Source organism: Bacillus norwichensis, assembly GCF_014836955.1.
Lineage (GTDB): Bacteria > Bacillota > Bacilli > Bacillales > Bacillaceae_C > Siminovitchia > Siminovitchia norwichensis.
The window spans coordinates 1-24,315 of the sequence record NZ_JACSPV010000028.1; the positions used below are offsets into that span (position 1 = coordinate 1).

Genomic DNA, 24,315 nt, shown 5'->3' on the forward strand with positions numbered 1-24,315 from the left:
AGGCTTTGCTTTTTTTAGCGTTTTTCAGGAAGGTATACTTACAGAATATTAAAACATCGTTTATGCAACGCTAGTGATGGTATATGTATACTTTAATTTCACAAAAATACAATAAATTAGCAGCTAGCTTTTTGTGAAAAATATCTTGAGAAATAGAAATTAAAATTATGCAATATTAATAAAAAGTTATACCTCGGCAGGGCAAAATCGTACAAAAACTCATTGAAATCACAATTGAATCAGGGTTAAAATTAGCTCCTTTAAGTTGGAGGGTAAAAAAGTAACAACTAAATCTACTGCAAAAGAAATTTGACATTGGCTTCCCATCAGCCAGAGAGTCATCGCCCCAAACAATTCATCTATCAGGCTTTTCATACTCCTGGAATCATTGAGTGTACAGGAATCTAGCTTTAGCATGGTGGCCAGCCATATAGCTGGAGAGTTTTCCCCAATTAGCTTTTCGATTCCTAGGAGGAGTAGATCTTTTGCAAATTAGCTGAAAAAAGCACTTTAAGCATCTATTTGGGGTGGAAGAGAGGCTGTTCATCCTGGATGGATTCAATCATCTCATCCACCACATGGGAACATTTGAGGAGTGGGCCCCTCTACATCCAAGATAGCAAAGCTTTAATGGTTACTATATGGATTAAATATGGAAGTAGACTATCTTTTTGAAGCAGGAATCTCCTCTTTTACCTCTAGAGGGAGAAATAGTTGCGTGTTATACTCATTAGTAGTATTCTTCGGATTACTCATAAAAATCGTCCTTTTTGAATGAGGTTTGGTCACTTTCATTTTACTAGATTGGGCGATTTTTTTTAAAATGCATCTTTCGATATAAGCAGAAAAGAGCTGCCACAGAAAATCAGTTTTCACTGACTTTCTGGACAGCCCCTTTCGATAATAGGAGGATCTAGCTTGAAGCAATTGAAATTTTTTTTAGCTATTTTTGTACTTATATTGGGTTTAGTACTTACTTTTAGTCCAATTTTAAAAAATACAATTCTGGATAAAAAAGTACATAGCCTGATGGAACAAATAGATACCATGGATAATGTAGCGTTAGAGGGAAACAGAAAAAAAGTTGAAGAAGTAGAAGAAGTTAATGAGCTGCCCAGTGAACTAGATGTATTAAAAGGGTTGAGCTATAAGGGTGAACCAGTTGCCTTTATGTATATTCCAAGTACAGGCTTGAAACTGCCTATATATAAAACTGTCACAAAGCAAAATCTATTACATGGTGCAGGGGAAATGAAGGAATACGACAAGTTAGGAAAGGGTAACTATGTTTTGGCCGGACACCGAATGAAGAAAAAAGGATTGTTATTTCATGATGTAGTTCGTCTAAATAACGGTGACAAAGTATACGTTACGGATAAGAAAAAAATCTATGAATATCAAGTAGTTCACAAGCAGATCATTAAAGAAAATGAAACAACGATCATGGAGGAAAATGGAAAAGACGAGATCACCTTGATAACTTGCGATATACCCAGCGAACCAGAAAACAGAGTAGCCGTAAGTGGAGATCTTATTAATTTTTTTCCATTCAATGAGGATTTTAAAAATATAGAATAGGAGAATGTTTAATTACTTAAAAAGTGTATCAAATGAAAAAAGTTTCTTGGTTAGGTAAAAAGAGGGAGCCTATATACAGTCAACAATTAATATAGCCATATCATTATTTGCTTTATCTTTTATTCTTTTTTGTATTAATGTTCGCCGTAGTTTATTTCTTTGTGTCATCTTCTCAACCTTTTAAAAAATTAAATAGACCCATTTCGAATCCATGAGAGATTTTTTCAAAAATAGTAGCACAAACCATGATTTTGGCCTGTGCTACTAATGTTTATATATTGCTACCTTGCCAACTCACCTGCCGCCTTGACTCTAACACGTGTCGCATTCCCAGGCAGGTAAGCAAGTGGAACATCCTCAATATCCACTATTTCGCATGTATCGGGATCAGCTCCTGCCTCAACGGCTTCATTTACCGCCATTTGCTTTGCCAGCTCCAAGGTTTTTTCCCGGCCAAGCTCATCCAAAGAGAATACTCTTTCGACTTGACCGCTTACCTGAGCTATGGCAGAACCAATAGCGTTAGCAACTCCATGGTTTTTCGGACGAATGACTTCCGAGGCTCCTTCCAATGTTGCGGGTACAAGTATACTTCCACCACCGACCAAAATGACTGGAACAGGATCGGCACTGGTTTTCATGCGGTCCACAGCTAATTCCACCATGGAAGTCATTTCCTCGTAAATGGTCTCCAATAATGCCCGGTCCAAGTGACGGACCTTTTCCGAATCTCCAATTTCAGCTTTACCAAGAGCCACGATGACATCTGTGGTCGTTAACGTATCGCCGCCAAAAACGAGCGCCTTCTCCGTTAAACGGTAACCAACGCTGTCTGGACCAACCGTAAATTCTCCATTCTCTTGAATTCGGACAATCGTTCCCCCACCTAGTCCGACAGAAACCAAATCCGGCATACGGAAGTTCGTCCGAGCACCTCCAATTTCAACGGCGAGAGACGATTCTCTAGGGAAAGAGCCCACAAGGACTCCGACGTCTGTAGTTGTTCCTCCCACATCAACAACAATCGCATTGTCATGGCCAGATAAATAAGATGCGCCGCGCAAACTGTTCGTCGGACCGCAGGCAACAGTTAGGATTGGATATTTTAATGCATAGTCCACAGACATAAGGGTTCCGTCATTTTGACCTAAAAATACGCGGGCATCCTGGATGCCTTCTTCCCTTAATGCATTGACAAACCCGTTAATGGTTGTTTTGGCTACATTCACAACCGAAGCATTTAAAATTGTCGCATTTTCTCGTTCAAGAAGGCCGACACTGCCAATCTCACATGAAAGCGAAACAGGTAGTTCTTCTCCCAATACTTCTTTGATGATCTCAGCCGCTCGTTCCTCGTGGCTCCGAGAAACTGGCGAAAACACGGACGTGATGGCAACGGAATCAACCTTCCCCTTCACTTCTTCAGCAATAAGATATAGCTCTTGTTCATCAAGCGGCATAATTTCCCGCCCGTCAAATTCATGTCCGCCTTGCACAATATAAACATATTTCCCTAGCTTTTCTCGTAAGTCATCTGGCACCCCTATTAGCGGTTTGACCGCAAGCGTTGCGGGAGCGCCTAAACGGATCACCGCGATCGAATTTAATCTTTTCCTTTCGACAATAGCATTCGTTGCATGAGTGGTCCCAAGCATAGCATACTTAATGTCTGAGAGCGGAACATTAGAAGAATTGATGACTTCCTTCATCGCCTTGTAAATTCCCGAACTGACGTCCTCAGTTGTCGGTGTTTTCGTTTCTGCGATGACATTAAAATCCTCATCCAAAATAACGGCATCCGTATTCGTCCCACCAACATCAATTCCTATTCGATAAATGCCCATTATTGTCCAGCTCCTTCTACCATTAACTTCTCAACAGGAACATAGTCCACATCGTAACCAAAATAAGCTGGGCCGCATGTATCAATTCCTTTTTTCGTTCTCCATTTCGGATCACACGGTATACCAATGACAACACAGCGAGCTCCATATCTTAATCCTTCCGTAGTGATTGGAAGTCCAGTCTCCGCATCCAACACCGCAATTAAATCAGGTGTTACACATAACAAGCGATCTTTCGTTTTCGCAATCAAATGCTCATTTTGGAACCGAAGCTCAAGAGTTTCACCTTTATAATCCGCTAATCCTTCGATGGCAGCCATTCCTCGTGTAAAACCAGTCTCCGTTTTGCGGTTAATATCTGTTACTTTTCCCTGAAACAGTTCAAATCCCTTTGTCAATTCGAGCACTTTCTCAATTGGATCATAGCCCCTAGCTTTGGCAAGGCGAATGGAACGTCCTATCTCTTCTTCCAGCTGTAAAATATTATGGATGCCGCTTTTCTTTAAATTTTTTCCTCTCATAGGATAAATGGCCATCATAACAGACCCGCCCATTTGAATGGTCGCGTTTCTTGCGATTCTTTCGGCCCATAAATTATCAATCGTATTCAGCAATGAGGCGTTGCCTTTTTCATCAGCAATCACCATAGGGGTTGCTGAAACTCCATCCAAATAAAAGGTTGTCATTTGTAACTCCGGAAAAGCTCGTCCCATTCCATCAACATCTACGACTGGCAATTTCAGTGTTGCCGCGAGTGCCAAAGGAAGCATGGAATTAATGCCCCCGGCTTCTATAGGAATGGTAGCAACAATTTTTTCCCCGAGATAAGATTCAAGGGTTTTAAACGTTGCCAATGCCTCTGTACCGCTTGGAGCTTTTTCCACCATCACTGTCGGCGCTCCCATCATGCCCGTCGGCACAATTAAATCATCATCGCCGATTTCGTCTATGGATAGGAGTTTAATCGGACCATTTTCTTCAACTGCCTGTAAAGCCATCAACTTTCCAATATGAGGGTCACCTCCCCCTCCAGTTCCAAGCAACGCTGCACCAACAGCAATATCCTCAATCTCTTCTTTTCCAATAAACCTCATATGTTGATCCCTCTTTTTTAGTTTTTTCAGACTCTCCTAAATAGAAGCCGTCTCATCCTTTGTGAAGTTAAAAGGATGGCCTGTCCAAATTCTCATATTATTGATAGGTTTTCACTTCACCATACGTTACTTTCTTACCGCGGTGGACTATAACACTTAGCAACCAGTATAGGAAGCCGCCTGCAACAAGTGAGTTGACAGAAGGTATCCCCCAATGAACGGTCAAACCAATGATAATAGATGCAATCCAAGCTATCAGTGTGATTGGATTCCATGCCTCATACGTTTCCGGCAATACACCTTTTTCACGGGATTCTTTTAATTCTTTCGCATAGCGTTTAACAATAAAGTACTCCACAGTCATAATGCCTCCTACAGGCGGCAATGCTACACCCAGCAATACAAGGAAGCTTTCGAACGCTCCTAAAATGCCTAGTACAGAAAATAGCGTACCAATCAAGCCAAGAATGATTGTAATAAGCGTCCTGTTTACTCGCTTACCAAAGCCGAGATCAATCAAATTGACGACACCGAGAGAAGAAGAGTATAAGTTCCAGTCATTAATTTTCAATGTGGCCGTAATTAATATGATCGTTCCAATAATACCGCTCGTACCCATAACGATTGAAATGACATCAGATGTCTTTGCTGCATGAGCAAGAAGTACACCTACCAAACCAATAATATATTCCCCGAAAGTAATGCCAATGACTGTTTGTTTAATTACGTCACCAACAGAACGGTTAAAGCGGCTCATGTCAGGTGTAATGATGGCACCAGCGATAAATCCACCCGCAACCATACTTGCACCAACAGCCAGAGGAATTTCAGGACCCGGCACCGGCAAAGCAATCAGCTCTCCGAATGAAAACTGTGTCAATACGTTGCTAATTGAATAAAAGACAACAAGCAAGAATAGCGGAACTGTTACATATGCGGTAAAGCCCAAAGACAAAATGCCGAACAATACAATCAGCGTGACGGACACCCCTGTAACAATAGACCAAAGCCAGATTGGACCGCCCACAATTTGATGGATTCCATTGGCAAATACCTCATTTTGAATTCCAAACCATCCAATCATAGAGATAGCGATCACAAGACTCAACAAGAAAGATCCCAATTTTCCAAAGCCCGCCCATCGAACTAACAAAGTAGTACTTAGCCCTTCTCTCATACCCGCAATTCCCACAAAAATGGACACGACTTCCAAAATGACCGCTCCTAATGTAATAGCCCAAAAAGCAGTCCAAAAATCCATACCATAACCAAGTGCAGCCCCCAATAAAAATTGGGAGAGAGCAGAGATTTGTCCAAAGCGCATCGTCGCAATCCCAAACCAGTGTTTTCTCTCACTTTTTGGAACCCGGGATAATGCATAATCATCATATTTTTCTCCGATTGTTACTTCTTCTTCCTTTTTCACGCCTTTCTCCACCCTTCTTTTTTAGTTGTAAATATCAGGCTTTCTATCCCGTAAATAAGAAATTTGGGTTCTAAATGTGTTAATTTCATTCAAATCAATTGTCACTACCTCCACCGTTTCCTCGCCCTCAGGAAGTTGCGCAATCACTTGTCCTCTTGGATTACACACTTTACTCCCACCAAATAAATACAAATCCCCTTCGTGCCCGAAACGGTTTACACCGATCGTGAAAAAGATATTCTCCAATGCACGCTGAGGGACATTTAATTCCCACATATCTTTATCTTGAACTCTCCATGCTGACGGCATAAACACAAACTCGGCACCATTCAGGCATAAAGAGCGACAAGCTTCAGGAAAACCAATATCATAACAAATGGCGATTCCAAATTTTCCATATTTTGTGTCAAAAATGGGGTAATCCGAGCCTTCTTTAAAATACATCCTTTCTTTTGCCCATAAATGTGTCTTGGCAAAGCTTCCAAGCAAATTTCCTTCATCATCAAAAACAAGTGCTGAATTATACAAAATCCCTTCCAAATCCCGCTTTTCTCCAAAAGGTGCAACTATATATACATTGTTTTCTCGAGCTGCTTCCGCCATCTTTTCAACAGTATCGTCATAGTAATGAAGTGCCAATAAACTTATATCATCACCAAGCAGATCTAAATTATAGCCTGTGGAAAAAAGCTCAGGAAGACAAACAATATTGGCTCCCTTTTCAGCTGCCAGCGTGATTTTCTCAGCAGCTTTTTTTACATTGTACTCAACGTCACCGAGCTTACTGTCAAACTGGATGATGCCAATATTGACTCTCCTGCTGTTCATTTTTCAGGACTCCTTTCAAACTTGTTCGGGCTGTCTGCCAAAGGTCTGCAGTTTTTTCATTGAACCATACAATTCGTTCAGCTTTGCAAACTCATCCTTATTATAAAATTCGCATTTTCCTCTGGTATATTCTTTAGCCACCTCGATGGAAAAGCGGACTGCCTCCGCGATATCAACTTCGCGACTCGCTCCTGTTCCGCATCCCGGCACAACTGATTTAGCCGTTATAGCCACTCCGACTACAGGGACGTCCGTTGCCACAGAAGGTTGTAAAATACTGTTTAAATGGTAAAGTCCGTTCCCATATGGAGTAATATCCTGCATCGTCACGCCAAATGTTACCGGAAAATCCCCCGTCGTCATTTCCATGATTCGCAAAAGATCATCACTAAAACGTAATATATAACCTTCCTTTACAGTAGGAGAAATGGCTATCCCCAAATGGTTTACAATTTTATTTCCTTTGGTAGTATCAATTGATAGAATGGCTTCCATTTCCTCGAGTACTTCATGACGATTCATCTCCATCATGTCAACGGGTGAACCCATAAAATCAACCGGTTCATGCGGTTCAATCGGAGCATCAGGACAAATATGTGTCGTTATATACACATCCCCAGGAAGCCGATCCCCAGTTGCGGCCATATTCGCTAATTTGAACGCAACAGTAATGGCAGCGATTGCACCATCCCCGTCAGAAACGGAGCCGATTCTGGATGGACGTGCTCCGAGTCCTCCGAGTCTCCCGACAATCCCTATTGTTGGCGCCGATCCCCCATCACTTTTTCCATTAGATCCTTTGATTAAAATTTTGATAAAATCAGTCGAGGCCCCAGTCTCTCCGATAACGGTTTCATAAGATGATTCACAATGAGGCAAACCCTTAAAAATATTGACAACCTTTTCTCCATTTATATAAGCTTCATCCAACAGCTCCATCATTTCCATCGTATATTTCAAAGACATCAGACATCATCCTCCATCTAAAAATTCTGTCTATTTTTAAGCTATGTAAAAAAATTATAAATTTTGAGCATTGTGCTGTATATGCCCAAAGTGGGAAAACATACCTGCGTTTCCCTTCCCATCTTGTGCAAATAAGAAGCGTAAGCGCTTTGGTCAGCGCGGGCACACTTCAGCCACCACTGGAAAGTCGCTTATGACCTCGAGGGGATAGACACTGAAGCTGAACGTGAATTTCGATAAATATGTTATTCACTCCTAACTTATCAAATGCGGCTTGGCGTATTTGCGCCCAGATTTTAGTCGAGCTCCGCTCGATACATTTCCTCTGAAAATCATGGCATCCGCCAGGGGTTGAACTCCCACAATGGATACCAATACGCATTCATCTAACCATGTACAGAAGTGAGAGACTTCTGCTAAATGAGTTAAAGTTTACTAAACAGCAAAAAAGGACCAACAAGCCTATTGCTCGTTGATCCTTTTTATTTTTAAACAGAATTGCAATATAAATATATGCTCGGAGTTGTCCAAATCCATGTTCAAAAGCGACTTTATCTTTACCAGGCGATTTGTCATCGTTCTCCGATGAACATATAATTTTTCAGCTGCTCTAGATGCATTCCCATTTTCCTGTAGATACATGATCAGCGTTTCCAGCAACTCTGGATCCCCCTCGCTTTCGAGCGGTCCTAGTATTTGTCGAGCGTATTCCCATGCTGAGGAATCTTGGCTTAATTTGATAAAGAATTCGTAAATACCCAGTTGATAATAGGAATATATTTTATTATCGGGATAATATTCACGACCGAATTCCATCATATTTGTAACAGCCTTCACTTTTGCATCCAATTCGTTAAAATGGTAGAAAACTGGACTGATTCCTACACATGTGTCAGGAACAGGAAAATGGTCTGCAATATTGGATACTTCTTCAACTATCTCCTCCACCGATTTTAATACTGAGAGGATCAGGAGAACATATATCTCTTCTTTTTGTTCAAAAATAAAGGATTGCTCCACATTCGGTATCTGCTCCAGCAGATCCAGCCATTTTTTTTGACGCATACAATCATAATCAACCACTCTGGAGGATCCTAAAGGAAGTTTTTGATCTTCCTTAAAATAAAGAACTACTTTTGCTTTTAGATTGGAATGGTTGGAAATGGCTCTTTTGAACTCATCCACTTGCGACATGCAATGCTTTTGCATTTCAACTAATTCGGACATGACAATTTCATAGAGTTTGTGCTGAATCGCCTCAATGGATTTTTTACTCAATGAATTCATCAAGGTCTGATTGTGGAATGGCAAATGGATAAAAGCAAATATTTCCTGCCGTGTATAGAGCGGGATGATCAACCTACTCAACTTTCCCGGCAAGTATATGTAGAAATGACCATCCTTCAAGATACGATCTTTCCATCTCCTCAAGTTATCTTGATACTCAGAATGAGTAGGAGGGGAAAAAACAAGACCTGTTTTTCTCCACGGATCCCGATAGAATCGACCACTTGAATATAATAGAAGCCCTTGCACGTCTTCTATATAAACAGCTCCACCGTTCAAATTCACGGATAGAAACTCCAACGCTTCCTCTACACTATTAAATATTATGTCCTTAAATGAATGAAGAGCATCGTTATCTGCAGAGGTATCTCCTTCCTGGTGCAACAGTCCATACAGAGGTGTAAGCAGATCAATGTATGCGACCCATTTGGGAATTGCAATGATTGGAAAATCATGTTTATCAGCTAACTCAATCAATTCATCCGGCAGTTTTTCAACAAATCTTCCGACTTTAATCACAAGTCCAGCAGCTTTTTTATCAATTAAAGCCGAGATAATATCCAACTGTCTTTCAGGGTCATCCTTCACTGCATAAAAAGTAGTTATAACAAGGAGCCCTTCTGTGGCCCACGCCTCTACTTCAGGAACTTCCATTACTTCAATAAATCGAACTTCCTGCTTTAAACCCTTATATCCTGCTGATAAACTGCCATCCAAGGCTTGTGCAATTTCCAATACGTCCCATACTTTCACCGCAATTCTCCTTTTCATTACTGTTTCCACCATTATACAGAATTAAAACAAATCACTTTCAATCACAAGTCAATGATGTGAATCAAGAGAAGCTGTTCATTTTATTATGTCCAAGCCGCGTTTAAAAGTGAAACCCCTTTTACGATTTCAGCCGCAGATAGATTGCTAAAGCCCAGCTTTATTAAAGGTTCGTTTGGATATTCGGCAATAAAGTGAGGCAAGGTCGAGTAGATTTTAACACCTTGTTTTTGAGCCTGTTCTATTAACCAACTTTCCGATTTGCCAAAGTGAGCTTGCATCAATAGGTACAATCCCGATTGCTCACCAATAATAATTATTTTATCTTCGAATGTCCTACGAAGTTCTGAAGCCAATAATTGCATTTTACGCTGGTAAATCAGCCGCATCCTTTTAATGTGACGAAACCATTCCCCCTCTTCCATCAATTTAGCCATTGTGAGTTGATGAAGTTTTGAAGCTGTATGTTGAAACATACCAAAGGTTTTTTTATATTGACTTAATATAGGTTCTGGCAGCACTATATAGCACATACGAAGTCCTGGAAGAAAAGCTTTTGAGAAATTTCCAATATATAGAACCCTCGTTGCATCAATGGATGAGAGCGCTGGAAATGGCTTCTGCGTATAGCGAAACTCACTATCGTAATCATCTTCAATAATATAGCCATCACGGTTGTTTGCCCACTGAATGAGTGCCTGCCTTTGTTGAATCGGCATCGTGACACCCAACGGACATTGATGTGATGGTGTAACATAAATAAGTTTTGATTGTAATTGGTCCAAATGTGAAAAATCAGCACCATTTCTTTTAATTGGGATAGTTTCAAGCTGGAACCTATGCAGACTAAATACCTCACGGGCACCATCATAACCCGGGTTTTCAACAATAATACTATTATATTTCGGCTTTAATATATGACCAAGATTAAGAAGCATTTGCTGAGTGTTACTACCAATAATGACAGCATCCGAATTCGTCTCAAGGCCTCGTGATTGAAATAAATAGCGGACAATCTCTGATCTCAGTTGCTCTTCTCCAAAAGGATCACCATACGTATAGCTCGCTGGCATTGCTAATGTTTGATTAGCCATTTTCCTCCATATTTTTACTGGGAAATGGGAGGGATCCACTGCACCCGCTCGGAAGTCTACAAGTATTTCAGGCGAGGTCTTTGAAACCCCTTCCCTCTTCTCTATAAAAGGATGGTTTAACAATAGCGGTTCTAAGAGGTTAACGAAATACCCTCTTCTTCCCTCTCCACGAATATAGCCTTCTGCTACAAGTTGATCATAGGCAGTAAGTGTTGTATTTCGACTTACTCCCAATGACTCCGCTAGCCTCCTGATGGATGGCAGCTGCTCATTTGTTTGAATATCCCCTTTTTCAATATATAATTTTAGCTTTTCATAGATTTGTTTATATTTAGGACGCTTATCATTCAAAGCGAAAATAATCTCTTTCACTTTTTTCACTCCTTTGACATGTAAAAAAGATTAAAATTGTATCTTTTAACATGTCAGAACTTACATTACTATAGTATTGCAAAGGCAATGAATTTAACAAATAATCACTAAAAGTACAATTCAACAAAACGAGTCAAAAATTTTTCTCCATATCCAAAAAACAAGCTATACCTTGATGAAAGGGAGTTGAATATGTATATACCTAAACATTTCAAAATGACCGATAAAGCGAGTATTTTCGAGGTAATAAGACAACATAGCTTTGCCACAATATTTTCCATGCACCAAGGCATGCCTTTTGCCACACACCTGCCTTTAATATTGAGTGAAGATGGCAGTCATTTGTCAGGGCATTTTGCTCGACAGAATCCACAATGGACAGACATTGAAAAGCAAACGGTTTTAGCGGTATTCCAAGGGCCGCATAGTTATATTTCTCCATCTTGGTACGAAACAAATCAAACCGTTCCGACTTGGAATTACGTCGCAGTTCATGTATATGGTGAAATGAAGCTAATCGATAATGAAAAGGAGATAATGTCTGATTTTCGTCAAATGATAGATATATATGAAACAAAAGAGGGACAGTATCAAGTGGAAGATGTAGATCCCAAAATCATTTCCAACTTGAATAAAGGCGTCCAAGCGTTTAAAATCCATATTTCAAATATTGAAGGAAAAGCAAAATTAAGTCAAAATCATTCATCCGAAAGACAAAATCGAGTTATTTCTCAATTGGCCAAAGGAAATAGCGAAAACGACCAGCAAATTGCTGAATTAATGAAAAAGAACCAATACACTAAATAGACTTCTGCTGTAATGGTGCCCTTTCATCAGTTCTTATTGAATGGGCACCTTTTTATATATTTTGACAGTTTTGGTACAGATAAGAATGCAGAAAAACTGGCCAACCCCTTTTCAGGGCAGCCAGTCTTTATAAGCCTGTGCTTCTTTAATTAGAGACTGTAGTGTTCCAAAAGACAGGTCCCTGGAACATCTCAAAATTTTTAACATTTGTTCGTACAGCAGCGACCCCATCATAATCCCCAAATTTTATAGCAGGCAGATAGTTCCAGGCTTCCTCCTGAAGCTCGCCAAATATCTCTTTCGCCTCTTCATCAGAAGGAGCAACCATTAATTGATCTAATAGTTTATCAATTTCTGGACTATTAGACCAGCCAGTATATTTAATTCTGGAATCTAGAAAGTTAATTTGTGTTGGATCAGTGACCGGGTTATACCCCATTGGCATTAAATCATAAAATTTATCATCTTCTCTGACTTCCATTAAAGTAGCCCAGTCATATACCTCTAATTTAGATTTAACTCCAACCTTTTTAAGATTTTCCTGGATGACAACACCTATTTGATATTGGTCCTCATAATCCCTTGTAGTTAAAATTGTGAGTTCCTCCCCATTATAACCGGCTTCTTTAAACAACTTTTTAGCCGTTTCCGGGTCATATTCATCATACTTGTCTTTCCCCTTTTCACTGTACCAGCTTACATACTCCTTAGATAACAATCCATGTTCTTGTCTATAAAACTTTTCATCCGTGAATGCCGCCATCATTACCTCATTTTTATCCACTGCCAAATTTAACGCTTGTCGAGCTTTTTCACTGGAAAATATTCCATTACGTTTGTTAAATACAACTGTGCTGAATCCTTCCGGATGAGTAATTGCTTCTATGTTCGCATCACTTTCTATTGCTGGAACATTATCGTAAGGAATTTGAAGTGCTACATCATACTCTCCAGTCTGAATACCAGCCGTTCTGGTAGATGTATCCGGAACCATTCGGAAATACAACTCATCAATCATTGGCTCTTTTTTACCGACTAATCCATCTGGTTCACTTCGTGGCGATTGATAATCTTCATTTTTGACAAGCTTAATATATTGGTCTTTTTTCCATTCATCTAGCTTAAAAGGCCCTGTTCCAATATACTCTTTAACTCCGGAATTTGGCGCATTTTCAACAATTTCTTTTGGCATAATAGCCGCAAAATTGATATTGGTAGCCAATATATATTTCGCAATTGTAAATGGCCTGTCCATTTTTAATACAACAGTATAATCATCTTCTTTTACAAATTCAGACTTGGAAAAATAGGTGTTTGCCTTACCATTTAATTCTCTCCAGCGCTCCATAGATGCTACAACATCATCTGCTGTCATTTCCTTACCATTGTGGAACTTAACTCCCTTTCTTAATTTAAAAGTAATGCTTTTGAGGTCTTCACTAGATTCAAATGTTTCTGCCAACAATGGAGCTGCCTCATTCCTTGCATTAAAGGCCAAAAGCGACTCGAAAATATTGCGTCCAATTTCAGTAGTGGCTACAGAAACAGTCACATGCGGATCTAAGGTAGGCGGCTGTGCCATATATGCGACATTCAATGTCCCGCCTTTTTCATCGCCCCCTTCTTTTTTTCCTGCATCCTCAGATGAAGAAGAACATCCTACCAGCAAAAAGATGATTAAAAATGATATAAGTATTTTTTTCATTCTGTTACCCCCGTTATTTTTATGTTTTTTCCATTACAATGCTGTTTTTGTCATGGTATCGATCTCCTCAAATTCTCCTTCCAGTCCTATTCGCAATAATGCCTTCCTCTTCGATAAATTCATAATAATAGAGAAAACAGTTTCTACCTTTCGATATTCCGGAGCGTTTTCGTTTTCGAAATGATGAATAGAGCTCGGTTTATTAAATGTATCGGACAACCATCTCTCAAACGTTTGTTCATTGATTGGTTCTTTAGCGGCTATACTTGCTTTAATTAGTTGATCAGCCCTTTTCTTTCGAATGATTGAATCTTCAAATCGAACTTCATTCATGTCATTTACATATTGTTTAATAACATTAGAGCAAATATGGTTTGTATGTGTTAACCACCCATCTTCTCCGCCAACATAATCAATACCAAAAGGGGAAACTTCCGCATTAACTACCATTCCATTTCCATTGCCGTCATCATAGCCAATTAAGAAATTTCCAGACGCAGCTATTTGTCCATTTGAAATTTTAGACATGGCTTCTGCTTGCGAATATGAATTTAAAACAGCCCTTAACCCTAAATGCAATGGTATTTCATTTGTTCTCTTATCCGTAATCAAAGCATTTAAACATAGTCCGACTCCAGCTGAATTGAAGCCAATTTTCCCTATGATCCCACCTTCTGTCACCATTGTGATACGAGGTTTAGATTCAGCTTGTATATCAAGTAGTAGCAAGCTGTCTTTTTGAGAGGAAGTCCAATCCCAGGTCTGACCAATAATTGTGTCTTTAATCGTCGGACTGGCAACAGCCATTGACGTACAGCCGTCCGAAAAAACCTCTCCTTGATTCGTCAAAGCGATTTCACTTCGGGCATTTAAAGCCAAAATATCTTCAAACTCTACTCCAGCACCTTTTGCAATCCCTTCCATTTCTTCAATCATTTGAAGGTCATATTTTTCAATTGCGTTTAAATGAAGCAAAGCCTGCTCCCTAGCTTCTTTCCAACTCATGTTTTTGGCAACATAAAATAGCCTTTCATATGTTTTAAGACTATTCATAACTTCCTGTTTCCCCTGGCTTCCATGGCAGACCCCTACTTCTTTTGCAGAGCCTTGAAGATGTAATGTTTTGATCATTGTATATTCTATTCCTCCCTTTCAATTATCAAATTCGCCTTGGTATTTGCTCCATATTTTGTTGAGCTTAAGCTCAACAGGTCTCCCTTAAAAATTTGTGGTATCGGCCAGAAGCTTTCACTTCATTCAGCCCCCCACTGAATGGAATACCAATATGCATTCATCTCACCACTTACAAAAGTGGGAGACTTCTGCTGACTAAATTTTAAAAACTAGGCATACAAGTGGCAAGCAACCTGATGTCTGCCAGCACCGTGCGTTACGGTTGGAACTTCAGTTTTACAACGTTCCATTGCATGTGGACACCGAGTATGAAAAACACATCCTGAAGGCAAATTTGTCGGAGAGGGTACATCTCCTTTTATTACTATTCTTTCTTTTTTTCTATGTGGGTTTGCAATCGGAATGGCAGACAACAAAGCTTGAGTATATGGGTGCAACGGATTTTTAAACAGTTCGTCAGTTGGCGCTAGTTCTACTATGCTCCCAAGATACATGACCCCGATTCGATCAGAAATATGACGGACGACACTTAAATCATGTGCTATAAATAAATAAGCCTGTTCGAATTCATCCTGTAACTCCTGCAACAGATTAATTACCTGCGACTGTATAGAAACATCCAAAGCAGAAACCGGCTCATCACATATAATGACCTTTGGAGTAACAGCCAATGCCCGCGCGAGGCCAATCCGTTGTCTTTGTCCTCCTGAAAACTCATGAGGATACCGATAGTATTGATCACTCCGTAATCCAACCTTATTTAATAGGTCCATCGCCTTTTCCATTCTTTCAACTCTTGTTCCAATGCCCTGAATCTTCATTGGCTCCTCAACACTATATCCAATTCTTTTTTTAGGATTAAGCGAAGAATGCGGATCTTGAAAAACCATTTGCATTTCTTTTCTAATCGGCATGAATTGCTTGTCTTTTAATTGAAAAATATCCTTACCCTTGTATAAGGCTGTCCCAGAAGTAGGCTCCGTCAACCGTAATATCGTTCTGCCCGTTGTACTTTTTCCACAGCCTGATTCTCCAACAAGCCCTAAGGTTTCTTTTTCGTATAAATCGAACGTTACATTATTAACAGCCTTGACCTGACCCGTTACCTTACCAAGCGGATTCGTTATTGCAAAATGTTTCTGTAAGTTTTTGACCTGCAAGAGAGGTTCTTGTTTCTCATACGCTTGCTGCATGATGTGTATGGCCCTCCTCTTTTAAGAACTTATCAGCTTTCCAACATCTAACTTTTTGAGCTGTGTCAATTTCTGTTAAATCAGGTGCTTGTCCAATGCATTGTTCATCAGCAAATTCGCATCTCGGTGCAAAACGGCACCCAGTTGGAACAGCAGTTAGAGAGGGAACAACTCCCTTAATTACATGCAGTTTTTCCGTGCGGTCTCCGTCAAGCTGTGGAATCGATTTCAACAGCCCTTTCGTATAAGGATGAAGCGGGCGGGAAAACAGCGTTCCAACCTCCCCTTCTTCGATCACTTGTCCAAGGTACATAACCACCACTCTCTGACAAACTTCAGCTACGACACCAAGATCGTGAGTGATCATCATGACGCCCATTTCCAGCTCTGATTTCAAATGATTAATCAGGTCTAAGATTTGAGCTTGAATGGTGACATCAAGAGCGGTAGTCGGCTCATCTGCAATCAACACTTTGGGTCTGCATGCCAAAGCCATAGCAATAAACACTCTTTGCCTCATTCCGCCAGATAGCTCATGAGGATATTCATTTATTCTTTTCTCCGGTGCAGGTATACCCGTAAGCCTTAACATTTCTTCGGCTTGTTTAAATGCCTCGCGTTTACTGACTTTTTGATGGATAATGATTACTTCAGCTATTTGATCCCCGATCGTTTGCACCGGATTTAAGGAAGTCATGGGATCTTGAAAAACCATTGAAATCTGATTGCCGCGAATTTCTCGCATGTCTGCTTTGCTTAGTTGTAGTAAATTCTTGCCCTCAAAAAGAACCTCCCCCTCATATTTTGTTGTCTTTTCATTCAGTAATCTCATGATTGACTCGGAGGTGACACTTTTCCCACATCCAGACTCCCCTACAACTCCGATGGTTTCCCCTTTATTCACTGTAAAGCTTACATCATCAACAGCTGTAACTGGTCCCTCTTCAGAAGCAAAAGTGGTTCTTAAATGATTAACCTTTAAAAGTGAGTAATTGGACATCCTGCTACCCTCCTCATTCTTCATTATTTTTTTGCTTTATTTGACTGAGGATCTATCAAGTCACGTATTCCATCTCCGAGCAGATTAGAACCTAAAACAGCCAATAAAAGGAATATCCCCGGAAACACGGTCATCCACCAAGCGCTCTGAATCACGCTTTTCCCATCAAATAAAATGTTACCCCAGCTCGGTTCGGGTGCTGGTATTCCAGCTCCCAAAAAGCTTAAAGCTGCCTCTATAATCATAGAAACTGAGAAGACATAAGTAATTTGAACAATCAGTGGAGTTAAAACATTGGGCGCAATATGTGACCAAATAATCTTCCGCGAACTTGCTCCTTGGGCTCTCGCAGCCTCAATATATGTCTGTTCCTTTATCACTAATGCTGCGGAGCGAACAATTCTGGCTACTCCTGGTGTTTCAACAATGACAATGGCAATCACAACATTTATTGGTTTTGGCCCCATAACTGCCATAATGGCAATAGCCAGTAGAATGGATGGAAATGCCATCAAACCATCAGCAATTCTCATCAAAACATGATCGAGTATCCGGTAGTAAGAGGAATACATGCCAATAAAGAGGCCAAGGAAACCGGTAATAATTGCTACGGAAATCCCTACAGCAAGAGAAACTCTAGCCCCATAAACCACACGGCTGAAAATATCCCGGCCAAAGTTATCTGTGCCAAACCAATGCGTTGCATTTGGTGCTTTTAAACGATTTACAGCTTCCAAATCATATGGAGTAAATTGAGCAATCAGTGGAGCAAGAAGTGCTAGCAGGGTGATGAGAAAAATAATTCCCCCACCAATTACAACCATCTTGTTAGCCCAAACTCGCCTGAGAAATAAAGCTCGTCTCTCCTTTGCAATTTCTTTTTTCTGCCCTTCCATGTTCTGTTCTATTGCGTTTGAAATCATATTCTCACCCCCTACTTTTTATTCAGCCGAACCCTCGGATCTACGACTCCATATAATAAATCAACTAATAGATTAATGATTACATAAGTTGCCGCGATAAGAAGAACCGTACCTTGAATCAAAACGTAATCTCTGCGTTGTATAGCGTTTACAATGAGTTGTCCTATTCCTGGTATATTAAAAACGACCTCAGTCACTACCGCACCGGCTACTAAAGTACCAAAAGCCTGACCAACTACAGTTAAAATTGGGATTAGTGCATTTCTAAAAGCATGTTTGTAAATAATGACTCTTTCTTTCAAACCTTTTGCATGGGCTGTTTTAATATAATTCATGTTTAATATATCCAGCATGGAGGATCTGGTCATACGGGCAATTAATGCGGCTTGAATAGCTCCAAGGGTAATTGCCGGTAAAATGAGAAACCTCAAATGATTCCATAATCCTGCGCTTAACGGTTGGTATCCCGCAGCCGGAAGCCAATGTAGTTCTACAGCGAATAAAAGAATTAGCAGAAGACCAAGCAAAAAACTTGGGATAGAAATGCCAAGTAACGCGAACACCATGAAAAACTGATCAACTGCAGTTCCTCTCTTCGTGGCTGCCATAATACCAAATGGAATAGCAATGATAATTGAGATGAGCTGTGCTAAAATAGCCAAGGATAAAGTAGGACCTAAATGACTTGAAAACGCTGTCAAAACTGGCATATCCAGATAAAGAGAGTCCCCTAAATCACCTACTAAAATTCCGCTAAACCAATTGAGAAACTGCTGATAAATCGGTAAGTCTAGGCCAAGCTCTGCCTGTAGCGCCTTAATATCTTCTGGCAAGGCTTCAGGTCCCAGTATGATGGAGGCCGGATCACCAGGTGTCAGATGTATTAAGAAAAAAACAACAATTGCCACTACAAGCATCACTGGTATAAGAGAGAGCAGCCTTTGTGCTATATATATTTTCAAACTAATTCCCCTCCTTTTTGTCGATTGTTTTGATAGCTAGAATGATAGCCCTTTCATATTAATCTGCTACTTGTAATTGACTCTCGTAATCCTATTGACTGTATTATAAAAAAAGTCCCAACAATAGTTTTGCATTATTGTTAGGACTTTTTTAACTATATTGACATCCTTGCTTTCAAATTTCTCATCATTTGTATGATAATCGCTATCATTACAAGGAGGCTGATTAAGCAGCCAAAAAACACATAGATAGACAGCAGACTATAATGAAAAAAAATAAGGACTGTTAGACAGGCAGCTATTAAAATGAATACAAATGAACCGTTAAAGAATCTATTTTCTTTCTTTTCATTTAGAATTGGCGGGAGCGCATCAATTAATATGATTAGAGAGCTGAAATAAAGGACTATACAGAAAAATTTAAAGATTACTGATAGAGAGAGCTTCTCTACAAGCAAGATGAACAATTCGTTCGTTTGACTGTAGTCTAAATTTTGTGTGATGGCCACAACATTCATTGTTGCAAAAGCCAGTATAAAAGTACAATAGATAAAAACTGCCATTAATAATTTAAAAACTACTTTATAAATACTTGGGCTGTTGTACTTATCAATAACCTCCCGTTGAAGCAATAGCTTTGAAAAAAAGATAATAAAGGCAATCAGGAATAACAGCCACAAACTTCTTGAATCATGATTCAGGACCTGAGGCTGATAGTACAGAAGGTTATGATATAAGGACTCGAGGCCTTTTTGCAAATAAATATAAGTGGGAAGAAGTATCGCTAGGCCGCTAATCAATATAAATCTTGTATCTTTTATACTTTGCCTGAATTTCTTCCCCTTCGGGAGATAAACAGCACATATCATTAAAATAAAAGCAGTGGCAAAAACCGAGAAGTACATATTTACTTGAAACGCTGTATGGAAAATCAATCCACAGATAAAAAGATGAAGAATATAAATTTCAAGGAATCTTATTATTGTAATACATCTTCCTAAAAAGGAGTTTTTATTTATTCTTAATGACGACCTTTGCAATGCAAAAAAAACAGCAAAAGCTAATAAAAAGGCAGAAACAATCACTAGACTAGAAAAAACACCAAATCGAGTGACGACTTCTCCAATGATAAAAATCATGCTGATGGATACCCAGCTTGAAATTAAATAGGTGATGTTTAAAGGTTTTAAGGGTTTCATCTTGACTTAAACCACTTTCCTGTTTCGATATTCTTTCGGTGTGCATCTGACAATCTTTTTAAAGGCATTACTAAAATAGTGCTGGCTGTTAAAGCCACATTCTTCCGCTACCCGAAGTATGGACCAATTCCTATTTTGTATCAGCAGTCTCTTTGCATGTTCGATCCGGTAATTCAGCAAAAAGTCAGAGAAGTTTACACCTACCTCTTCTCTAAAAAGCCGACTTAGGTAACTTACATTAATATGAAAGCTTTCAGCAATCAAAGATAGTCTCAGAGGTTCTCTATATTGCTCCTTTACGACCTGAATGACTGACCGGACAACTTCTGTGTAACTCTCGTACTCAGGACGTGTTTTTAGAAAAGTTTGCAAAACCTCCACTAATTCGCTTTCAATAACTGGTTTAACAAGATAATCTAAAACTTTTAAATGTATGGACTGTTTAGCATAATCAAAGTTTTGAAATGCTGAAATGATAATAATTTCTAAATTTGGCATTAAAGCCTTCATTTTTGTGGCCACTTCTAGGCCATTTCTCCCAGGAAGTTTGATATCCATCAGTGCCAATTGAAAAGAATCCTTTTCAAGCATACTTTCGGCTAATTCGATTGCCTCTGTACCGTAAAGAGCTTTATAAATTTTCCAAGTAGGAAAATGCAAGTGTATCAGAAACTCTAATTGCTCTAATTCTAAAGGTTCATCGTCTAATATTAGAATGTTCATTTATTTCACCTCCAAGTCCATCTCTTCCATCACCTTTGGCATCGACACAATGACTTTTCCTCCTTGTTCTTCATGTCGATGATCCAAAGAAAATGTCATCTGCGCCTCATCGCCAAACAATAGATGCAATCGTTTAGAGATATTTTTTAATCCAATACCGACACCCGAATCCTCCTCTAACGGATTTACTGCAAAGCCTGGCCCATTATCCTTAACAGTGATAATAAGCCGTTGTTCGGTCGTTTGTATAATAATCTTAACAACTCCCGACCCTTCGAGGTTTTCAATTCCATGCTTAAATGCATTTTCAACAAGTGTCTGTATTAAATAAGGAATAACGAGTATTTTCTCCATCCCCTCTTCAACGTGCCATTCTACACGCAATCGTTCACCAAAACGAAGTTGCTGTATAGCTAAAAAATGGTTCGTGTACTCAATCTCCTCTTTTAATAAATGAAGTGTTTGTTCCTGATCATATTTTGAGCGCAAATAAAGGACCATATGTTCAAATACTTCTGCTAAATGATCGTATCTTTTTAGCCTTATTAAACTGAACATGGAATTCAAAGCATTAAATAAAAAATGAGGTTGTATCTGTTGATTAAGCCTAACATACTTGGTAGTTTCCAGTTCTTTTTCCAAAAGAACCTTTGAGTTTTCCACCTCCAGCAAATATATTTGTTTTTCAAACGTATTGAATATGATTAAGATAAGTACACCAATCACAGGCCCTAAAATACTGATTAAGATAAATAAGAAAAAATTTTCATATGAAACCATATCGATCTCCATAACAGTTCATGTTCAAAAAGTTACGCATTGAGTAGCCAAAATGGCGAGGCAGCGAAAAGATTTGCCTTTTTTTATTTTGACTTTTTGAACTTTCCCAGAAAATATTTTTTTCCATCATACTAAAACACTGCATATTTGACTAGCTATAAAACAAGAAGAACAGCCATTTTCAGCTGTTCCTCTTGTTTAATACCCTTATTCGGTTAGCTCCCAGTCATTTGATCTGCTTCATCCATTCCAAGATCAGTAATATCTCTCTTGAATACTTTTGACATGATGAACATGTAAATAATCCCGATGATTACCCATACAATCCCTCCGATGAATGCATCGGCATGCAAGTGAGCCCATAAAACACCTGTAAAAGCTGCACCAAGCGTTGGCATGACAATGTAAGAGAATACCTGCTTTGGAGTTTGGTATTGTTTCTTTTTAAATACAAAGTATGCAATAACAGATAGGTTAACGAATGTGAACGCTATCAAAGCACCAAAGTTAATAACAGCGGAGATCAGCTCAAGACTCGGCCCCATCGCTAACAGACTAACAATCCCTACGAAAATGACATTAAAAAATGGTGTTCTGAATTTCGGATGTACATATCCAAACAGCCTTTTCGGTAATACACCATTTCTTCCCATAACGAATAGAAGTCTAGAAACACTGGAGTGCGAAGCCAGCCCGGACGCGATAGTCGCAGCGAATGCTCCGGATAGGAAGATTAATTGGAATACAACTCCACCGACATATAACGCAATCTCAGGAAGCGTATCATCAACAACATTAAAAACTGAGACGTCTGGGAATAATGTTTGTGCGAAGTAAGCACCTACGAAGAAAACAGCTCCTCCAATCAGGACTGTGAAAGCTATTGCTTTAGGCATGATATTAATGTCCTTAGCTTCTTCCGTGTACATGGTGATCGCATCAAAACCGATGAAGGAGAAGCAAACCACTGTTGCCCCAGTTAAAACATGTGTAATATGCATATTCTCCTGGAACAATGGCTGGATCGTCATTAAGGTTCCTGTTCCCATTCCTTTATATAGCTGGATTGAACCTAATACAACGAACACGGCCATTAAAACTAAAGTGAAAACAACTAAAATAACGTTGACACCTGATGTTGATTTCATACTGATTGCATTGATGACTGTTACAAAGGCGACATATATCAACACCCATATCCACGCGGATGCATCTGGGAAAAGCGATTCCATATACAACCTGATGATGACAGCGTTTACAAGAGGCAGAAGTAAATAGTCAAGCAGTGAAGCCCACCCGACAAGAAATCCTAGACGGGGTCCCATTGTTTCTCGAGTATATGTGTAAGCTGAACCGGCACTTGGAAAGACCTTTACCATTTTTCCATAGCTGATAGCTGTAAAAAGCATAACGATTAAACCTACGACATAAGCCAAGGGGACAAGCCCGCCTGTTTGCTTGGAAACGATTCCAAATGTATCAAATACAACCGTAGGTGTCATGTAACCTAACCCTAGAGCAACAATTGCCCATAATCCCAGTGATCTTTTCAAAGATGTGTTTGTCCCCATGTAACAGCCTCCTCAGTCTTTCTAATTTTATAGTTCCTTATTCGCGATTCTTAAGTACCATATAGAGAAAAGCCGATATTTTCGAATTAGCATTGTGCTAATCCGAAAATATCAATTTATCACTTTTTGATCAAATTCGCCTTGGCGTATTTGCGCCCAGATTTTATCAATATCCGCTCGATAAATTTCCCTTGAAAATCTGTGGCATCCGTCAGAGGCTTTAACTTGATTCAGCGGGTTAAACCCCACTGAATGGAATACCAATATGCTTTCATCTCACCACTTACACAGCTACTAAACAAAGTTAAACGGTTACATCAATTTGTAATCCGGATTTTTCCACTCCATTAAAGCTCCATATTTCAATGATTCTGCATCAGTTGGCAAGTAGTTGGGCATGACTGCCTTGAATTCAAATCCATTTTTCAATTGGAATGTCATGACTGGATCATAGAGTTCTCCACTGACTACCTTCGCTGCATACTGTTCTGGAGTCAGTTCGTTTGCATACTTGTGATAGTTTGGAATACGTCCTCCGAAAAGGATACTTTCCAGATTGAATTCTTGTGCAATCGCTCTTCTAGCTTGATATAAACGTTTCCCTATCTTTAGGCCCCTATACTCAGGGTGTACAACCACTTCTGTTCCATAAAGGTTTTTACCTTCAGGTTTGTGATTTTTAATATATCCATTGTCGGATATATCATCAAAATTGTGATATACACCATAATCTTCAAAGTTAACAATGACACTTGAACAAGAACCTACGATATTTCCATCCTCATGTTCTATGACGACTTGACCTTCAGGGAAAATCTCAATTTGGCTGGCCAAGTGCTCAGGCTTAAATGGAATATCTGGGTCTCCGAATCCGATGGCTGCCATCTCATTCACCTTATAGATGTCGTCTAATGTCATTAGTCTTGCTCCTGCTGCTTCTATAGTTTTAAGAAACTGGGTTCTCATAGACAGCCCCTCCTTTTTTATGGGATTGTGCGTAAAAGAATCACGCACAATCCTCTATATACTGTTAGCCCCGATGCTCAACAACTAGCAAA

20 protein-coding genes are annotated in these 24,315 nt (G+C 39.5%); 2 read left to right on the forward strand and 18 right to left on the reverse strand.

What is annotated here, in order from left to right:
* Positions 1 to 918 precede the first annotated feature (918 nt).
* Positions 919 to 1,578, forward strand: coding sequence for a class A sortase (locus H9631_RS14645; protein ID WP_191814045.1), 660 nt, complete (start codon positions 919 to 921; stop codon positions 1,576 to 1,578).
* 281 nt (positions 1,579 to 1,859) lie between these two features.
* Here H9631_RS14645 and H9631_RS14650 read toward each other — a convergent pair whose 3' ends face one another.
* The 7 genes from H9631_RS14650 to pdxR all read right to left on the reverse strand — a co-directional run bounded on the left by H9631_RS14650 (position 1,860) and on the right by pdxR (position 11,260).
* Complete coding sequence (locus tag H9631_RS14650; RefSeq protein WP_191814047.1) at positions 1,860 to 3,422, reverse strand: hydantoinase/oxoprolinase N-terminal domain-containing protein; 1,563 nt, start codon at positions 3,420 to 3,422, stop codon at positions 1,860 to 1,862.
* Positions 3,422 to 4,516, reverse strand: a complete 1,095-nt coding sequence (locus H9631_RS14655) for a DUF917 domain-containing protein (RefSeq protein ID WP_191814050.1) — start codon at positions 4,514 to 4,516, stop codon at positions 3,422 to 3,424. The genes H9631_RS14650 and H9631_RS14655 overlap by 1 nt, the downstream gene beginning before the upstream one ends.
* A gap of 97 nt (positions 4,517 to 4,613) precedes the next feature.
* Positions 4,614 to 5,942: a purine-cytosine permease family protein gene (locus H9631_RS14660; protein ID WP_191814052.1), complete on the reverse strand. Its 1,329-nt coding sequence runs from the start codon at positions 5,940 to 5,942 to the stop codon at positions 4,614 to 4,616.
* A 21-nt stretch (positions 5,943 to 5,963) separates the two neighbouring features.
* Positions 5,964 to 6,770 carry a nitrilase-related carbon-nitrogen hydrolase gene (locus tag H9631_RS14665; RefSeq protein ID WP_191814054.1) on the reverse strand — a complete coding sequence of 269 codons (807 nt, stop codon included), beginning with the start codon at positions 6,768 to 6,770 and terminating at the stop codon, positions 5,964 to 5,966.
* 15 nt (positions 6,771 to 6,785) lie between these two features.
* Positions 6,786 to 7,736 (reverse strand): DUF1177 domain-containing protein, encoded by a 951-nt coding sequence (locus H9631_RS14670; RefSeq protein WP_191814056.1) that lies wholly within the window; start codon positions 7,734 to 7,736, stop codon positions 6,786 to 6,788.
* 462 nt (positions 7,737 to 8,198) lie between these two features.
* Positions 8,199 to 9,794, reverse strand: coding sequence for a PucR family transcriptional regulator (locus H9631_RS14675; RefSeq protein ID WP_191814058.1), 1,596 nt, complete (start codon positions 9,792 to 9,794; stop codon positions 8,199 to 8,201).
* An 86-nt stretch (positions 9,795 to 9,880) separates the two neighbouring features.
* Positions 9,881 to 11,260: a MocR-like pyridoxine biosynthesis transcription factor PdxR gene (pdxR, locus tag H9631_RS14680; RefSeq protein WP_191814060.1), complete on the reverse strand. Its 1,380-nt coding sequence runs from the start codon at positions 11,258 to 11,260 to the stop codon at positions 9,881 to 9,883.
* A gap of 192 nt (positions 11,261 to 11,452) precedes the next feature.
* Here pdxR and H9631_RS14685 point away from each other — a divergent pair, with 192 nt between their 5' ends.
* Complete coding sequence (locus H9631_RS14685) at positions 11,453 to 12,067, forward strand: FMN-binding negative transcriptional regulator (RefSeq protein WP_191814062.1); 615 nt, start codon at positions 11,453 to 11,455, stop codon at positions 12,065 to 12,067.
* A 145-nt stretch (positions 12,068 to 12,212) separates the two neighbouring features.
* Here H9631_RS14685 and H9631_RS14690 read toward each other — a convergent pair whose 3' ends face one another.
* The 11 genes from H9631_RS14690 to H9631_RS14740 form a co-directional block, all read right to left on the reverse strand.
* Entirely contained in the window at positions 12,213 to 13,772 is a 1,560-nt protein-coding gene (locus tag H9631_RS14690) for an ABC transporter substrate-binding protein (RefSeq protein ID WP_191814064.1), read from the reverse strand.
* 33 nt (positions 13,773 to 13,805) lie between these two features.
* Positions 13,806 to 14,903, reverse strand: coding sequence for a C45 family autoproteolytic acyltransferase/hydolase (locus tag H9631_RS14695; RefSeq protein ID WP_191814066.1), 1,098 nt, complete (start codon positions 14,901 to 14,903; stop codon positions 13,806 to 13,808).
* 212 nt (positions 14,904 to 15,115) lie between these two features.
* Positions 15,116 to 16,099: an ABC transporter ATP-binding protein gene (locus tag H9631_RS14700; protein WP_191814068.1), complete on the reverse strand. Its 984-nt coding sequence runs from the start codon at positions 16,097 to 16,099 to the stop codon at positions 15,116 to 15,118.
* Positions 16,083 to 17,099 carry an ABC transporter ATP-binding protein gene (locus tag H9631_RS14705; RefSeq protein WP_191814070.1) on the reverse strand — a complete coding sequence of 339 codons (1,017 nt, stop codon included), beginning with the start codon at positions 17,097 to 17,099 and terminating at the stop codon, positions 16,083 to 16,085. The genes H9631_RS14700 and H9631_RS14705 overlap by 17 nt, the downstream gene beginning before the upstream one ends.
* Before the next feature lie 23 nt (positions 17,100 to 17,122).
* Positions 17,123 to 18,022, reverse strand: coding sequence for an ABC transporter permease (locus tag H9631_RS14710; RefSeq protein WP_191814072.1), 900 nt, complete (start codon positions 18,020 to 18,022; stop codon positions 17,123 to 17,125).
* An 11-nt stretch (positions 18,023 to 18,033) separates the two neighbouring features.
* The gene (locus tag H9631_RS14715) at positions 18,034 to 18,984 is read right to left on the reverse strand and encodes an ABC transporter permease (RefSeq protein WP_191814074.1); all 951 of its coding nucleotides are present in this window, start codon (positions 18,982 to 18,984) and stop codon (positions 18,034 to 18,036) included.
* A gap of 155 nt (positions 18,985 to 19,139) precedes the next feature.
* The gene (locus H9631_RS14720; protein WP_191814076.1) at positions 19,140 to 20,183 is read right to left on the reverse strand and encodes a hypothetical protein; all 1,044 of its coding nucleotides are present in this window, start codon (positions 20,181 to 20,183) and stop codon (positions 19,140 to 19,142) included.
* 6 nt (positions 20,184 to 20,189) lie between these two features.
* Entirely contained in the window at positions 20,190 to 20,906 is a 717-nt protein-coding gene (locus H9631_RS14725) for a response regulator transcription factor (protein ID WP_191814078.1), read from the reverse strand.
* On the reverse strand, positions 20,907 to 21,686 hold the full coding sequence (locus H9631_RS14730) for a sensor histidine kinase (RefSeq protein WP_191814080.1): 780 nt from the start codon (positions 21,684 to 21,686) through the stop codon (positions 20,907 to 20,909).
* Between the two features lie 215 nt (positions 21,687 to 21,901).
* Positions 21,902 to 23,257, reverse strand: coding sequence for an APC family permease (locus tag H9631_RS14735; protein WP_191814082.1), 1,356 nt, complete (start codon positions 23,255 to 23,257; stop codon positions 21,902 to 21,904).
* Between the two features lie 312 nt (positions 23,258 to 23,569).
* Positions 23,570 to 24,223: a GNAT family N-acetyltransferase gene (locus H9631_RS14740; protein WP_191814083.1), complete on the reverse strand. Its 654-nt coding sequence runs from the start codon at positions 24,221 to 24,223 to the stop codon at positions 23,570 to 23,572.
* Between the last annotated feature and the right edge of the window lie 92 nt (positions 24,224 to 24,315).